This is a genomic window from Paenibacillus sp. QJM3NY_38 (assembly GCF_056173265.1).
Map to the genome: position 1 here is coordinate 2621435 of NZ_CM149665.1, position 18072 is coordinate 2639506.

The following is an 18072-nucleotide window of genomic DNA, read 5'->3' on the forward strand; positions in this document are numbered from 1 at the left end:
GCACAATGATTCCAATTTCAGATGAGGTTCTAAGAGTCCTCTCTCAACGACTAAAGCTCGGAGAGAGGGCTTTGCCCAATGTAAGAGTTGAGGTCGATAGACTTGCGTTCATCCCTGGACGGACAGAGGAGTTCCGCTATATCACCACAGAGGTTGAGGAGATCACATCCGTCAAGAAGGTATGGGTCGCGGAATCCACGGATGGTGTGTATGACGGTGAAACATCTGCCAATGGAGACGACATCACCTTCCCTGTACAAGGCAAGACGTTTGATACCATTACGGTCACTGATAACTTCGGTGCGGCTCGTTCGGGCGGTCGGACTCACAAAGGGATTGACTTGTGGGATGACATCGGGACTCCGATCTTGGCGGCGTGGGCAGGGAAGGTTGTTAACATTACCCGAAGCAGAACTGAGGGCGGCGGCAACACTGTTAACATCAAACATGCGGGTGGAGTAATGACCAAGTACTTCCACCTTAGCGAGATCAACGTCTCCTTAGATGACATCGTTTCTAAGGGGCAGGTCATCGGTAAGCTTGGGAATACGGGCGCAGTTTACACGAACGGTCACCGAGTATCGGAAGCGGAGAGAGCCGCAGGTAAAGGTCGTCACCTTCACTTTGAGGTTTGGGAGGGAGTTAACCAAGACACTCGAACAGGTGAGGGAGGTAAGGCGGTTGATCCTAGAGCCTATCTAAAGAAGGAGCGCAAGCTTTACTCCGATGCCGAGACATTAGGTAAATCAACAGTTGACGAGGGGTTTGTGAGTGGTTATCCAGGAGAGGTTAAGCTCAGTGAGAACTTCGATAAACGCAACTGGTACGAGAAGGACATCTACACCCTTGGTTGGAACTTCAGAAGCTTTGCCGCTGTTGATTCAGGTTGGACGATGTACGACTCGGGGGGTAAGTTGGTTTACACGTTCGGTGTCAGCTCTGCCACGGTAGAGTTTGAGATTGATGTTACTAAACTGAATATGCCAACCGCAGGGTTGTTTAGTATCGGTTTTGGAACTAACTTCACTGGAATGATGACTGGTGATGAGGTCTCAATCCTCATGGACGACAAGGCGTATGGCTATGTCAGCAAGTTTGAAGGTAAGTATGACTTGACCAAGGTAACCGAACTGAAGAACATCGCCATCCCCGAGGGAACCAAGAAGATCAAAGTCCAGGTCGTCTACGGTGGGGAGATGGTTACACCACCAGTACCAGGTGGAATCGGACCCCCTGCACCACCTACCGTAAAGAAGTTCGCAATCGACTACATCCGAATCCAGGAGTTCCTACCAACCCCACCTAAAGAGGACGATGCTGAAGCTGAGATTGACCCTTCCAAGGGAACCTGGGAGGAGATCGAGTATCAGGATTTCATCAGTAACACAGTTACTAACTCGGAGTACTTGCAGGTCGGCTCCTTCGTTTATATGGATACACAGGTGCTTCCGAACATCATTAGCTGTGAGGTCGATGACCAGTATGAAGCAGAAGCAAGGGAAGCAAGACTTTCAGTTTCTAACCCGAGAGGATTCTTCTCACCTGATTACAACCCTGCTTATTTCCCTGAGACAGCAGGTATGGTGTCACCGTGGTCGTACTTCGCCAACGGGTTCCATATTGGTGTCCTTAGTGAGAATACACCGATCCGCATTTACATGGGGTATGGTCAACATCTGATTAGGATGTTCACGGGGCTGATTGACAAGGTTGACATGAATGGAGAGTCCACCCTAGAGATCACGGCTCGGGACATGTACAAGAGGGCAATCGAGAAGGTCATCACGGAGAAGAAGGCGTACCCTGAGGTCGATCATGTAGACAACGTGCCTGACCCTGTACCTGCGGCTACAGGCGGCGACAGGAAGACAGAAATCATTCAAGCGGCACAGACACAGGCGGCGGCTTACAGCATTCCTGATTACAAGTTCCTGCTTGCTATCTGTAGGCATGAGACGGTAATGGGAACAGCGGGCATGGGTAAGGAAGAAAACGGTAGCTTCATCCTGGGGTACGGATGTTACAGCGCAGGGTACTGTGACCCTAAATACAAAGGTATTCAGGAGCAGATGAAGCGGGGTGCCGAACGTATGTCCAAAGCTCTAGCATCCAAAGGGAAGAAAGTTTCTTCCAAGGCTGATGTTCTCTACTTCCACGATGGTGGTGACATTGCCCCTATGACATGGAGTGGAGACAGGGACAACTGGGTGGACAAGGTATGGTCTTACTACCAAGACATACTGGCAAACCCAAGTGCTTGGGAGAGTACGGCTACAACACCGACTCCTGCACCTACGGTAGAACAGCCTACGGAATTTGAAAAGCCCGCTTGGGTTAAATCCACGGTAGCTCTTGACCTCATTAAACACGCAGGTCTGATCGGGTGGCGGGCGACAAGTGAAGACTTGTCATATCCTGACTACGTGATCGACGAGACCTACCTTGTAGAGGTCGATCAGAAAACAGGTAGGGTCATTGTTCCGATTGCCGATAAGGAAGGGGAGTTCGAGGTCAAGGACGCAGATTCAATCCTGACTCCTAATGGATGGCTCAATCCGTTTGTTGAGGAGTACGGGAAGACCTTCGAGCAATATTCCACTAAAGTATCTGAAGCTGTCTCGGAAGTAATCGGAGAACTTCCGTACCGAAGTTACTGCGACAGATACGGGACATATAGACTTGAGAGAATTAACTACGACAAACCAGTTGTAGGCGAGTTCTCCGAGAACGATAACCTCATCTCGATCACCAAGTCAATTGACTGGTCGCGGGGAAGAAGTCACATCGTAGTCATTGACTCGGATGGAAAACCTGGGCAGTTCATTGATAAGGAAATCCTTCTTGAGTTGAAGGGCGAGATCAGAACAATGGTTATCTCTGTCCCTTGGGCAAAGACAAAACAGGCAAAGAGAACGGTAGCAGAAAAGGCGTTCTTCGATATGAAGCGAATGTGCCGAACTCTCCAAGTCTCGATCCCTGCAAATCCTGCGCTCGATGTGTTAGACAGTGTGCTCGTGACAGATAAGACCACCACGACTCGTTCCGTCTATACTATTAAAGGAATCAGAACAAGCTTCTCCGTTGACGCGGGAATGCTTCAAGTAATTGACCTTATGTGGTCGAAGAAGGGGGTTATGGCTTAATGGCGGGCATTGTTAACGATAATATCGTCTTTCCCGTGTTAGACCTTATCCACCGTGAGATTCGTAAGTATACCAGTATCCACAACATAGAAGGCAACCCTCTTGAAGGGGAGCCTTCTGTTACTCTTTTTAGGGAGCATCCGATGGATGCCGATAGAGTAACGGGCGCGGATATGATTTATGAATCGACGTGGAGGGTTTCAATTTGGATGAAGTTTGGCTCCGAAGATGACACGGGATTTCCTGCGGGAGTTGGATACACGCATCCTGATTATTCCTATTATAAGTACTTTCGCTTGACGCAAGTGACTTCGAGGACTTTCGATGCAAGCGGCGAGTCGGTACTCACTTACCACATCGGTCTAAACTATGATGATGAAGGACGCTTAACTGGAACAAGCGTGAATCGTATATAGAAATTAGGGGGTGGACAAATGGCATTCAATATTGTTTATGTCGCGGGCGGCGTGATCGACAAAGTACGCGAGTTGCCATACCCACACTTTAGTAAGAAGACCATCCCTTTTATTAGGGGTCAGATGTTGGACATCCCTGCCGCACAAACCACTAAATCAGACACTTTCACACTTCCTTACGATACGGAGTTCCTGTCTATCGCTTTCGCGGCGAGTCAGTACTGCGTAGGAGACTACTGGGAATTAACCATTGGTACCGAGAAGGTGTGTCAGACGATTTTTACGAAAGAGCTTCCTGAGTCCGTTTCGATGGGTAACAGCTTCGGTATTGTGTACCCAATCGCGGCGGGGACTCAGATCAAGTTCGACTTCGTAAATGTGGTACCTGAAGCGAAGTCGGTATGGTACAACATCAAATTCTTGAGATAAGGAGGGAGACAATGGCACAGACCATTCCATTGACGAAGTTTAGCGGATTCGTAACGGGAGAGAGTGAAGCACAGGAAATCATCTTTAATCTTGCTGATGCGGTGGTCGGAGCAGAAATCCCTACGGCTACTGGGGGTACAGTACCTAACAGGTGGGAGAAGGTATACCAGTCCATGTCGGACATTTGGGTTACCTACAAGGAAATGACCCGTGCGGCTGTCCAGGGTAAGTACAAGCATACTGATGGTAAATCGTATGATGTACTGAAGTTGGCGAGTAACCTTCAATCCATTACAGCTCAGGAGAACAGTAGGGAGCTTATGGATATTGACGGATTCCTTAATGAGGTTATGTTAGGGAACGGAGCTACTGGGAAGAAGATTAAGGTCACAGAGCACACCTACACAAACGCAAGTGGAGAAACCGTGACCATCCCAATCCCTGGTGCTTTGGTTGTTATGATTCCTGACGATACTTCAGCCATCGGTTACAGAGCGTACTTCGTGAAACAGATTCACACGGAGAAGGACGGTAAGAAAGTCGAGAACACCGACTGGAATGAGTTCGAGCTTCTGACTGAAATGCCAGGAGACTGGGCTTATGCTCTTAATAAGTCGGGGTACAAGTTACGAGTCGAGTACAAGCAATACTACTCGGACGGATACACAAGGTACTACATTACCGAACCAGTTCTTGCAACTAAGTACACGTTCACAGAGCGTTACTACATTGCTGAACCTACCAACTTCACAACTCCTAAGGTTGTGTTGAAAGCGACACCTGACGTTCCTAGTGGCATCCCTGTACGTGATTACTACATCATGTTCACCCAACCACAGAACTTCGCGGGCGGCGACTACAATTACTTCGATTGTCAGCACGGGGTAGGTTTCGTGGGTACGTTAAGTGAGGGTACTCCATCAGCAACATACGATGGAATCTGTGACCCTAAAACGGTGAAGCCTGGGTTAACGCCTACAGTCATTAACCAAACAGCGGCAGAAGCCATGTATCGGCAGTGGAACGACCCTGAAGCGGAAAAGCTGTACAACCCACAGACAATCGTTTGGGATAAGGACTACGATGGGGTAACAGAGTTGATTAGCCCACCGTCCCATTTCTTCTACGGACGAAACTCCACAGTATCGTGGTTGCCTAATAAGAAGCGTAGACCTGACTACTTGGTTGCTTACCACGTCTCTGTTAACAACGACAGGTTCGCGGTAGTCATTGAGGGAGACCCTTCCCCGAACATCCACGGGTATTACCGTAGCTTCGGTTACTTCGGTAAGATCGTACCATTCAATGAGTTCGATCATGCGGGTAACTTTGGATTGACGGTGGGGATGGGAGACCTAAAGAACGAACTTACAGGGTACACAAAATCCGACATCCTTACGGAGCTTAACCCTTCTAAGTACGCCCAGTACGGGGAGTATACTTCCAACGGTATGGACTCTGTATCCTTGCTTCGGACGCGAGGTAATGTCTTGTACCAAGCCCACTACCCTGCGTTCATCACACAGTTGCCAAACTACCCGCAGGTAGGGACGATTCCCAAGGAACTGTCTAAACTAATACTCGACAAGGACGGTTTCCAAAAGTCCTTATGGACTGGAAAGTACCACGCGAGTCCTGTGTACTTAGTTCACCAAGCAGAGGGGTATCGCGGTTATATGGATGGTGTGGTTGCTATCTACGACCAAAACCTCGTGAACCTGGACGAGCTTATCGTTGACACAGAGATTCCGAAAGACACGGACAACCCTGCGGCGGGTAATTGGATTGAGGTGTACAAGTTCTTCAGTATCAAGTCTCCGATGAACTTCTTCAAACAATCCCCTGCACCTTACTTAGTGACAATCGCAATCTTGAAAGAGATTAAATAGGAGGGATTCACTCAATGGCAAACTTCAAGTACGTTGAGACAATTACTACTTCTCAAGACCTTCTGAACAAGCTGAAGGAGGAAATCACAGGAATCGAATCCTATCCGTTTGAGGCAACGGCGGGAGAGACTGCTGAGCAGAACCTTTGGGAAGTATTCTACGAGGAGAAGGACACCGAAGATCGTATTTCTAAACTGATTCTTCGCGGTGTCATCACAATTGGTACCCAAGCTACTCCGATCACGAAGAAGTTCTATGTGCAGTTCATCAACCATGCACTGGTACCTCGTGTAATCACCCCTACGCCTGGGTATGAGGAGCACAGTACGCTGACAGTTCAGTTGCTCGAAGGTCTTGAGGGTGAAGAACCTGCATCACTTCCTGTGGCTACAGTTCCTACGTTTAAGCTGACTGGTCACCCAGTGCTGTACCAGTGGGCGTTGGAAGACTACACGCCAACTGACCGAAACAAAGAGAAGCCTGTGTACATGTACATCAACGTCATGAATAACCGCTTGGCTATCGTTCTTGTAGCCGACCCTGCGGTGAACTTCTTGGACTACAAGAAGTCCTTCCTGTACGTTGGTGCCCTGAAACCGTTCAAGTACAACCTGAACGATGTGGACGGAAACGTAATGCTCACGGCGGGTGCTGTGATCGAGGAGCCTGACATTGCACAAATTGCGGCGACCAATACGTACTACTTCGGTCAGTACACCTCGGCAGGTAACAACACCCTGCAAATGCTGAAGACGAAATCGGGTATTGAGTTCCAACGTCACTACCCATCGTTCATCACGCAAGCACCACCTGTAGGTAAAGCCTACTTAGACCCTGAACTGGGTGACACTGGGTTGGAACTGGAACCTCAAGGTTTCCAAGCATCCAAGTGGACTTCCAAATACCACTTGTCTCCGATCTACGTGGTGCATCCATACGAGGGCTACCGTGGTCAGTTCGACAACTGCATTGCTGTTACCAAGCACAACATCCTGCACCTCGATGAGCTTATCATCGACGTTGAAGGCAAGCCTTGGAACCAAGAGGTGTACCGCTACTTCGATACGGACACTCAGCAAACGTTCATGAACCTGTCTGCGAACCAACGGATGGGTGTTGCGATCTTGAAAGAGGTTCGCTACCCAGTATAAACAGCTTAAAATCTGAATCGTATAGATTCAGTAGAGGGAACCCTGACTCCACTCAGGAGTTCCCTTTTTTAATTAAAGGGGGTGTCTGAGTGCTCACAACGAACGACTATTTTTTCAGGGTAGTAGATACTGTTAAAACGTCACAGGGGTACCTGTTCATGATCGGAGCAAGCGGCAACCGACCTCTTGACTACAAGTTCGTTTACATCCCTTACAGCCGATACCCAAGTATCCTCATGCTTGACTTCTACATTGCCAGTAATCTGATTCATGGTTCGGTCAATGAAAACCTGATCGAAGCCATTAAAGAAGACTTCAGTGGAATTGAGGAGTTCGTGGTTCTTTCCAAAGGTCAGACCGTTAAGACAGGTCAGGTTGGTGAAGCTGAACTTGGCGATAAGACCCAAACCGTTCACGGTGAGATCGCTGAAGGAATCAAGCTGATGCAGAAGAAGTTTTCCGAAAGCACCGGCTCTGAGATGTTTGAGGGTAGTATTGATACTCTGCGGGATGGAGGTCTAATCGAGGATAAACCTACAGCTAAACGCTTGCAGGAAATTCGAGAAGCAGACCTTCATGAGGGAACTGACTGGGGATGGCGGGTTGATAATGATAAAGAACTCCGCATTTTTAAGAATCTTGCGGTAACCCGAAACCTGCTGAAGAACCTTGATAAGATCAGCCCTAGTAAGATCGGATTCAGATTCAATGAATTTGGGGCGATTATGGACTATGCGGAGGAAGCTGATCGGACGGACGTTTTCGGTATGATCGTAGACCGAATTATCGAGTCAGCAAGGGAGAATCAGATGAGCACCCACAAGGAGATCATGGGTGAAGCTCATAGGGTCGCTTCGATGCTCACTGATAAGCTTGTGCTTGATGGTGCTGTTATGGATAACGAACGTGATACCGTGATCGACAGAGTAATCGACTCGGTTAGGACTTATCTAAAGAGCACGTCCATTCACGAGGATGTCCAGGCAGTTAAAATGTCCAAACGTGAACTTGACTTGGTTTATTCGGTTCTCCTGAAGTCGGAAAATTCCCGTGATACAAACGTGGAAACCATGGATGCGGCGGTAAGGGAGTACAAGCACCAAGCCGTGACGGAAGACCCTATGCAGGAAGGGGTTTCGTTAAAGACTCTGCAAGAGAAGTACATGACGATCATGAACGATGCAATCCTAGCTAACCTCAACCATACGAGGGGGTTGGATGTCCAAGCCTTAGGTCAGGGTGATCGTAGCAGTGTCTTCGGTGGTCAACTGGCTAAACTGGATAAATCCATTCGTAACAGTGATTTCGGTGGTGTGGTGCAGTACGCTCACCAGTTGGGGTACCGTGTGGACGACTTCGGCGGCTTGGTTATGAGACCGTCAATCCTTGCAAAGATGAAGACGCGACAGTTCCCTTCACTAATCCACGATACCCTAAGATCAGACAGGGACTTCATTAAGGACACGTCCGTGGACAACGATCACTACTGGGCTAAGCGGGTTAGGTACAGGAGGTCTCCAATCGAGAGACCGTCAGATTACATGTACCATCCTCTGTTGGCTAGAAGGGAGATCCAAAGCAAACCTTGGGTAATCAACCGAGATTACCTGTTGGCGACGAGGGAGATTCAAAGTAAGCCTTGGGTCATCAACTACGACAGGTACCACGCTCAGCGTGATATTTGGAAAGAAGACTGGCGCATAAACTACGAGTTCCCTTGGGCACACAGAATTATCGACGACAACCCTGGTTATATCGAAAGGGAGTTCCCTTGGGCGACCCGTGACATCTACGAACTTGGGCAGATCGAAGACATAACCAAACAGATCAGAGGACAGCGAATCATTGTCGTTATGGGATTGGTTGAGGATACCGACAAGCAAATCCTAGCTTCTCGTGACTACATGGAGTTCGGCAGTATACTGCGTGATAAGCCTGAAGCCATCCGAGATAGCGTGGAGCTTGGTTACGTTGAAAGAAGTAAGCCTGAAGCATCCAGGGTATTCACGGAAGCCGCCCACGTAGTCAGAGAGTACGCGGAAGGACGAAGGGTAGACGAGTTTGAAGCGTTAATCGAAGACAAGTTCTACATGAGCAAGACAGCTCCTCGTGAACTCCTTGTCCCTAAAGTTGAGGAGGGGGCAGATAGACCTTCCACCTTCGATGCAACCATCTATACGGACATTACCAAAGCTGTTAGGGACAGTTCTCACGATCTGTGGCTACCTGAAAGCATAAGGGCAGATCGGGAAGTGGGTAAGCAGACCCTTATGGAGGACACGCTTTTCAAAGCCTTCAAAGGGCACAAGAGCCTATTCCTTGACGATGAGATGTACGTTGCGCTGAAGGGTAGTAAAAAGCTCACCGTAGAGCATCTGTGGGAGTCATTGAAGAACATGACTCAGAAACAGATGGTTTACATGGACGACAAGCTGAAGGAGCTAATGAATGACGGGGGTTGGCTCGGGAATAAGATTTATCCTGGTCACCTTGAGGATTCATTGATTGCAGGGGAGCTTCTTGACAGACCCGCCATTGTCTTAGAGCTGATGATTGATGCGGTATACAACCAGTCAAGTGAAGCCTATATCAGCGAGGATTTCTTGGTCGGTGTCCGTGAGCGTATTGATGCCTTGATCGAGGTCGGAATCCTTTCAGCGGGTGAGGAAGGCAAGAATGGCTTAATCACTTTCAGCCAGGAAGGTATGCAAGAGCTGAAGGAAGGAACCGTTGATATTGAGACCTCTGAAGCAAGAAAGGACGGAGATGGCAAAGGTTCTACTGTAGACGTTGAATACTCCCTAGCGGATAAAGGCGAGAAGAATGGAACCATCGACATTGAGACTTCAGAAGCCCGCAAAGGAATTAAGCAGGGTGAGAACGTGTCCGATCACACGGAAGGCGTTAAGCTCGATCATCGTGGTGAAACCATTGAAGTAACCTACGCTGACTGGGAGCATAAGCCAGTGGTACTCAACTTCGATAACCCGATTGGACTTCTCAAAGCAGACCAAGGGCACTATGAGCCACCTGAAGATTTGTTAGGGGTTAGGTTTAAGGAACTCCACGGGGGTATTAGCGAGGGCTTGGAAGGAGCTAAGGGTGAGCGCGGCGGGTTCGTTGAGGATAATCGCAAGGAGGGTGTTACGGAGAGGTACGGCACCACAGACCTCGACTACAGCCTGGGAAGTGCGGCTCCTCGTGTTGGTGAGACCGTCAATGAGTACACATTGGGCACAGCAAAGATGAGGGAGCTTGTGATTGATGACGAGTATTCCATCGGTTCGGCTAAAGCTCGGGAACTCCATATCAACGAGGAGTACTCAATAGGTTCAGCGGTCATTCGTCAGACGTACCTAAGTGAAGAATACACCCTAGGTACTGCGAAGCAGAGAGATACCTTAATCGACGATGAGTACTCCATTGGAACCAAGATAGTACGACCAGGGGTAGTTGACATCGAATACTCCCTTGCCACGCCTAATCTGAGGGAGACCTTCACCAGTGACGAGTATACCTTAGGTTCTCTTAACCTACGGCAAACCTATATCAGCGAGGAGTACACGCTTGGCTCCCCTGATCTGCGGCAAACCTATATCAGTGAGGAGTACACACTTGGTCACAAGGAGTTCAGGCAATCGGAGATCGAGGAAGGGCTATTCGCTCACAACACTTATCGGTTGGGCAAAGTGGATGATGATACCGTCTTCGGGTCATTTGAACCACGTAAGTCTTTACTTGACGACAGCCATTTGTTCGGTGTCCTACCTGATCGTATTTCGGAATTGTACGACAGCATGGAGTACGCCGATCAATTCAAGATCGGGGAGCTTGAGCTTCAGATCATTTCTGACAAACTACCTGACTCAGTAGAGCTGATTGAGGTTGACCTTGCTATAAAGCAACCTAAAGACTTCCACCTTCATGAAGGAATCGACAATGTGGTTAAGCTGAGGGTTTCTACCCTGGACGATGAGACTCCATTTGCTGACAAGTTGGCTAAGGATTCTCTGATGGAGCAGACGGTTGTTGCCATCAAGTCGGCAAAATCATCTCTCATCGAAGATCACCTTGTCGGAATCAAGCCGCAGTACGGGAATATGGAGGAAATACTGGACGCTTTCAAAAACGTCAAGGACTCTGTGCTAGATGATGGCATGGTAACCTCCTTCAAGAATACGAAGGACTCCGTTACGGGGGAAGAAATATTCGCGGTGAAGCTAGGGAAAGAATCTCGCATTGATGAAGACCTGACAGCTTTCAAGAATGTCAAGGATTCGTTTATCAATGGAGACCTCCTTGCCCAAAAGAACGTCAAGGACTCCGAACTGCACTGGACGGTTGACGCTGATAAGAACACGAAAGACTCTTGGGTGAACCAAGATACTCAAGGGGTCGTTTACAAGTACGGTACTGTCGGAGACCAGTTGGTTGCAGTCAAACCACAATATGGGTTCCTTGACGAGTACCCTGTCGGCGGCACGAAGGTTAAGTATGCAGATGTTCCTATCGAATCCATTGGCGGTCTGCCTATCAAGTACGGACATGTCGATGAAGAACTTCAAGCCGACAAGCCCCAACAAGGGTATATCGAGGAGGAGCTTCTTGCGATCAAGCCGCAGAAAGGCAACCTGGAAGAACTGCTTATGGCTATTAAGCCGCAGTACGGAACCATGGAGGAAAACCTTCTTGCGGGTAAGGGCGTGAGACTGTCAGAACTTCACCTCTCAGGCTTTGCAGATAAAGGGGAGAGGGATTCACACCTCCACGATAGTCTGTACGGCAGAAAGGGCGAGAGAACGTCTGAGCTTCACGATAACTTGTTAGGGAGTAAAGGAGTTCGAGACTCGTTCCTAGATGTCGAGATTATCGGCGGCAAAGGTCTACGGGATTCTTCAATAGAAGGAGAAATGCTTGGCACGAAAGGATTGAGGGATTCCCTTCTAATGCAAAACCTCTTGGCTATGAAGGGGGTTCGGAAGTCCTACCTGGAAGACCTGATCGCAGGTCAGAAGGGGATTAGGGATGCACTGGAAGGCGGCAGTTTGCTTGCCGACAAAGGTATTCGCGGCGGGTTACTGGACGAGAGCATCCTTAGCGACAAAGGTGTAAGGGATGCAACGATTCAAGAGATGGATGGCAATGGTGTTAAGCTACGAAACTCCTTTATGGATGATGGTTTGACGGAAGGGCGAAAGCTCCCCGACTACGCCGTGATCGTTGAGGATGGAGACACTGTGGCGAATAAGTTGAGCGGTAAAGGATTCACCAGTGAGGGGTACTCGTTAGCCACTGCCAAGAGCAGAGACGGGTTCACTGAGGGTGAGTATTCACTGGCTTACAAAGAGGAGCGCGAATCGCACATAGAGCGACAGACTCCTAAGGCAGTAGCGAATGCGCGACTGTCCGAGATCGAGAATCCTGAGGATTTAGTCGCCACTTTCGAGGAGCGGTGCGCCCAGGTAATCACAGGATTCATCTTTGCGGAGCGTCCCGAAGTGCGGGCTGAGTACCTGGAACAGCTACACGCTTTCCTTCCCGAGCGAACAGCGCACCTCATGGAAATCTACCATGAAGCGAAGATGAATCCGAGGGATAGCTTCATGCCAACGGACAGCCGCCTAGCCTTCCGCGACCAACCATCTGAAGCGTACATTCCGATCATGGACACAATGGGGCAAGGTCTCATCTACGACTACACCAACGACCTCCTCGATCACGGCATGAATCCTGAAGACTGGGAGGGCGGCTTCGGAGTACCTGAGGATTACGACCCTGAAGACCCGTTCAACGTGTACTTCCCTTACTCTAAGGACATGGATGCGTTGGAGCTGTCCCAGTCCGATGACTGGGTTGAGTTCGGTGAAGGGGATTGGGAGCGTGATAAGCTGATCGGTAAGTTCTACTCTAAGAGTGACATCCCTACAGTAGGTGGTTGGTACCGAAACAACTTCTTAGCTGACAAGTACAAGTTCTCAATCGACTTCAAGGTAGACACCAACCTCCCTGACGGGGATGGCGCGGGCATCATCTTCAAGTACTACGACGAGAACAACTACTGGATGTTCATGGTTCACGGAGGGGACACGGATAACAGCCTTGGAATGAAAAGACCGATGCAGTTGTTCAAAGTTGTCGGAGGAACGCCTACCGCCATAGGTTCTCCAATGCAACCATTCAAGTGGGAGAAGGATAAGTGGTATAAGTTGTCAGTATCGGTTATGGATGGTCGAATCCAAATCTACACTGACTCCAAACTTCAATACGATTTGACGGGCACCGATTAACTCGGTGCTCCGTTTTTCGTATAGAGAGGATAAGAGGTGATTTTATGGGTCATACGTTTGGGCTATTTACCAAGTCCCAAAAAGGCGTTCTGTTCGCAAACATGCGGGCGAAGATCGCTGAGGATTACGACACAGGCAACCCGAACCACCCCGAGCACCTGCCGCAAAGTCCCAACGCTCCAAGGAGCGAGACTGAGCGACATGGTGACGAGAACAACCCTATCCTAGGTGACCCTGGGTACGGGCAGATCGGGCGGTGGCAGACGATTCAGCTCGATGCTTTGGAAAATACCATCGACCAAATCATTGAGCAATACCTTAGGGATAAATCGTGGTACGCAAGCGTTAGGTGCCGCGAAGCCTTGTGGAATATGTACCGCAGGATTGAATGGTGGGTAATGCAACAGCAACCCCCTGATAAGACGCAGTACCAAAGGGTCTTGCAGATGATTAAGGACTGTATCTATAAGATTCTTGAGAACGCTCAGGAGCCAGGAGGAACCCACCTTGGGGTATCTTTACCGACCTGCCCTGCACCGTATTACCATCACTTCAGCGGTAATTACTTCAACCACTTCGACGCAACGGTATACGAGATTCCGCTGTTTACGATGAAAAAGGATGTGCCGTTCTCACATAAGTTCCCTGACTTCTTCCGCTATGTTTCCTCGACTGAAGATCAGGAGTGGGTAACCGTTCACTCGGTAGGCGGCAACGAACAGTCAGGGGCAGAGATGATTCTCAAGCTCGACCTTGGACTGCTTGAGATCGGTAACTCCTCTAAGATCACGTTCAATTGGCGTGTTAAGCGTTACGGTCAGGTGCGGTTCAAGTACCTTGCAAGCGCGAAGCGCGGCAACGGGGTGCTGTTCTATATCAATGGTCAGCAGGTCGGCGGGGAATGGAGCGAAGGAACGGGATGGCAACAGGCGGCATTCACCTTACAGCCAGGGCAGATGTACAAGTTTGACTGGCTGATTCGGAAGATGCGTCCTGAGGTTTGGCAACACAATGGCATCTACATCAAGGATATTGAGGTCGTAGAGATCGTCGATACCCGTAAACCTCCTGCTCCTCCTGACTATGACCTAGACGGGGAGGGCGTGAGGACTGATGGAAACTGGGTCGTCAGATCACCTCAAAGTATTGCATTGGCTCACTTCAACGGTCAGTTCATTACAGATGACCGTAGAAAGAAGACAATGACGATGGAGCTTGAGAACGAGTGTGAGGGAACCATCTCCTTCGCCTATAAGATGGGGATTGACGGTGAGCCATACCCAAACACCGATTACCAACTGTTCTTTGATGACCAGTTCACAAGCAGGACACAGCACGGTGACGGGGCACACGGTAGCTACGCGGATTCCCTTCACGGGATGGAATGGGTTCAGAATGGGGAGTACTCCGAGACTGAAACAGACAACGCCATGATCTCATACGAAGTGGTTGTAGGAGACGACACCACGGTTGACATCTTTGGGAACTTAGAGGTTGTCTGCCCACCGCGAGTCATTGACCATTGGGAGCCGTACCACTTGGGGCAAGGGTTAAACTACTACTCATGGAGTACGTCAGGATCACCGAACTGGGTTAATCATGGAAACTACCTTCGGATTGACGAACCCCAAGAGGGAGTAATGGTCGCGCAGACAAGTGTATACATCCCTGACGATGGGTGGTTCATATTCAATTACGAACATGATCTTCGACCAACAGAAGCCTTCGAGGTGATGGTGAATGGGGTGTCCGTTTACTACACAAGAGAGCGAGGTTCAGGGAGCGGTATCCGCATCCCGCTAAGTGCAGGGAATAACAACATTCAATTCCTTATACGTGATTCCTATACGGAGCAGCCCTTCGCGTACAACTTCGAGAAGGTGTTCTCTTATGGCGGCTCGGCTTCCCAAACGTACCGAACGGAGTCCCCACTCGGGAGCTACGTCGATGTGCAAAGAGATTGGGATTCCACAGATGGCGGGGCTAGGACGGAGAACAACGGGGATGCGATCAATTACAACATACGCTTGAATCCAGGAGCCAAAGTCACGTTCAAGGAGCACATGCGTGTCTACCCTGCAATGGATGATAACTACAACGCTGAAACTGGGGAGACCCGCGACATCATGGTGTTCGAGGAGCTGTTCAACGAGGAAGATAACTACGACCCTGCGTTGAGCTTCAGCAGTGGTTGGAACTGGGTTGACATAAGACCCCCTTGGATTGACCCTTCAGCCGAAGTTGATCCATCAGACCCACCACCTGTCGGTGACGGGGTAATGTGGGCAGAAGGACACGGTGGAGAGTACACATGCGATTTCTTTGCAAGCATTAGTAACCCAGGCTACATCTGTTGGCAGTACGGTGGTCAGTTCGACAGCGGAGAGATGCTAGAACTTCAGATTGACGGGGTTACCGTGTGGACAGGGAATGAGGACAGTGGTGACGAAGGCACGAACTGCATGTACCCACTACCTCCTGGAAACCACACATTCCGTTGGGTTTATCGGGATGGCAAGGTGTATATACCTGGCAACGAGAATACAGGCGGTAGTGGCGGCTCGGGTGGAAGTGGTGGCTCAGGCGGTAGCGGCGGTGGAAGCGGATCAGACAACCCCTTCGGAGAACACTGCTACCCAAGCGGAAGTGAAGTCCATGGGATCGACTATGGACAGACATCAAGCCGTGGAGAAGCAGATCGTACTTCCTCATGGGCTTGGGGTAACCAAGGAGGGGTTTACTACGATGGAGGAGTTCCTATTGCTCATGGGGTGGAACAGGATGGCAAGATAATTACCCGAAGCTTCTACGCTCCTGAGTTCGGGGAAGTTGATTACTTCGAGAAGCTGAAGGTATATCCCGCGCAAAACGTCACTACCCCAGGTCTTCGCCCTATCAACATGAGTGCCCTTAATCGTGACTGGTATACGAACGACAATAGCGTGTGGCAACACTCCACGCAGAAATACTACGTACTGAAGGTCAGAGGTCTTAGACCAGGAAATCCTCAGACAGAGTTCGACACACCCCACACGAAGAAAATATTCGAGCGTTTCTACTGTGGTGGGAGCTTGAGCCTTAGCTTCCTGTACCATACGTACATTTGGACAGGGGATCAGCGGGCACGGTTCCGAGTATTTCTTGTTCCCGATAGTAACCCTTCAAAGAAGATTTTGCTCTTGAATGAGAAGGATAACAAAGGGTACCACGGTGGTAAGATTGCCAACTTCGGGAGCATCAGCAACAATATGTGGGCTGAAGCAGAGCCATTTAGCGTAACGAAGGCTGTATCCCCAGGTTGGTACACCATCATCTTTGGTATTACCGACACCTATCCCGATTATGACTATGACGAATCGAATAACTTCGACTTCCACGCCACGATCAAGGACATCAGTCTGAAGACATCAGACCCTACTGGATTGAACGAGTGGAGGTTGATAGACACTCCAAGGCTTGACGATCAGACTTACGTTCTCGTCGATCTGTATGACAAGGAAACAGGTGAGAAGGTGTACTCCCAAAAGTACTACGGGGACAACGGAAGCGTAGGTAACTACAGTATCAACTTCTCAGGGTATACTCAGCCAGGGAAAGCCTACACAGTCCAGTACACCTTGAGAAAAGGGAACGGATCGGGAACAGGTCTTAATGGCGGCGGGTTCACCTTGAGCGGCGGTAAGTTCAATGAGTACTGGAACGGATACTGCGTAGATGCTCAAGGAAACGTGTACCCAAGTGGAGACTCCCCTCACCCCGATGATGGTTGGTGGACTGAACCACCCCCTGATACAAACGCGCCTGACGGTGGGAGTCATGTGTGGCTCGACGTTATACGACTCTACCAAAACATGCTTGACGCTTGTTCGGGAACTCGAATCGCTATCAAGATTTACGAGGGAGGGAACCTGATTGATACTCGTTATGTGGTTAACACGGATGATGAGTTCGTCGAGATTCCAGTCGAAAACACTTCCGATGAGGTCAAAGACTACCACATTGAGATCAAGTTCGAGCAAGGGTGTCCTGGTGACGGTGCAATGATTTGGGGCGGCTCCTTCTCCATGGAGGACAGCATTCCTGTAGACAAATCATGGGCAGAGGTAACTCACTTCGAGGTTTGGGACAACAAGCCTATTTGGATGGGTGGTTGTGATGATAGCCACATGAGGGTACGGGTCATTCGAGAGGATGGCACTGTTGTCCTCGATCAACGCTACTACGGTGATGCTTATCACGAGTTCAGCGTTACTGGATTACAGCCAACGCCCTATACTAAATACAGGGTAGAGATTACTACAGATCAGAAAGGCTATGTAAGTTCTTGGACAGGCAAGAGGTATATGACCACATTCCGTATGCACGACTTCAAAGCGTATGAGAGATGGGTGTGGGTTCCTGAACCATTTGACTGTCAGCTCGACTTCTTCATTGACGGGGAGCTTATCAAGACATTCACCACTGAGGGTGGTTACTATACATTCTCTCACCCAGTACCAAAGGGCAAGCACGAGTTCAAGTGGGTATTCACTTCATTTCAAGAGGTTGGCGTTCGTAGTTACGAGTACGCTCAACTTGATTGGATGGAGCTGACCAACTGGATATGTGATGACGTGCTGGTTACTCCTTACTGCGAAGGCGGCGGTGGGGACAAGTGCGTTGAAGCCTTAATCAAGTGTCTTCTTGAGATATGGAAAGAACGTCCTAAGATGTGCGTGATCGGGAAGCGTATATGGTTATTCACGTAAAGAAAGGGG

Annotated in this window: 7 protein-coding genes; all 7 read left to right on the plus strand. The window is 49.4% G+C overall.

Going from position 1 to position 18072, the window contains the following annotated elements:
* Nucleotides 1-5 precede the first annotated feature (5 nt).
* The 7 genes from AC0VZ8_RS11765 to AC0VZ8_RS11795 all read left to right on the plus strand — a co-directional run bounded on the left by AC0VZ8_RS11765 (nt 6) and on the right by AC0VZ8_RS11795 (nt 18063).
* Nucleotides 6-3143: a M23 family metallopeptidase gene (locus AC0VZ8_RS11765; RefSeq protein WP_475486949.1), complete on the plus strand. Its 3138-nt coding sequence runs from the start codon at nt 6-8 to the stop codon at nt 3141-3143.
* Nucleotides 3143-3559, plus strand: a complete 417-nt coding sequence (locus tag AC0VZ8_RS11770; protein ID WP_475486950.1) for a hypothetical protein — start codon at nt 3143-3145, stop codon at nt 3557-3559. The genes AC0VZ8_RS11765 and AC0VZ8_RS11770 overlap by 1 nt, the downstream gene beginning before the upstream one ends.
* A gap of 18 nt (nt 3560-3577) precedes the next feature.
* Nucleotides 3578-3988 carry a hypothetical protein gene (locus AC0VZ8_RS11775; RefSeq protein ID WP_475486951.1) on the plus strand — a complete coding sequence of 137 codons (411 nt, stop codon included), beginning with the start codon at nt 3578-3580 and terminating at the stop codon, nt 3986-3988.
* Between the two features lie 11 nt (nt 3989-3999).
* On the plus strand, nt 4000-5877 hold the full coding sequence (locus tag AC0VZ8_RS11780) for a hypothetical protein (protein WP_475486952.1): 1878 nt from the start codon (nt 4000-4002) through the stop codon (nt 5875-5877).
* Nucleotides 5878-5891: 14 nt separating this feature from the next.
* On the plus strand, nt 5892-7028 hold the full coding sequence (locus tag AC0VZ8_RS11785; protein ID WP_475486953.1) for a hypothetical protein: 1137 nt from the start codon (nt 5892-5894) through the stop codon (nt 7026-7028).
* Between the two features lie 89 nt (nt 7029-7117).
* Nucleotides 7118-13315, plus strand: a complete 6198-nt coding sequence (locus AC0VZ8_RS11790) for a hypothetical protein (protein ID WP_475486954.1) — start codon at nt 7118-7120, stop codon at nt 13313-13315.
* Nucleotides 13316-13359: 44 nt separating this feature from the next.
* Entirely contained in the window at nt 13360-18063 is a 4704-nt protein-coding gene (locus tag AC0VZ8_RS11795) for a hypothetical protein (protein WP_475486955.1), read from the plus strand.
* Nucleotides 18064-18072: the final 9 nt, after the last annotated feature.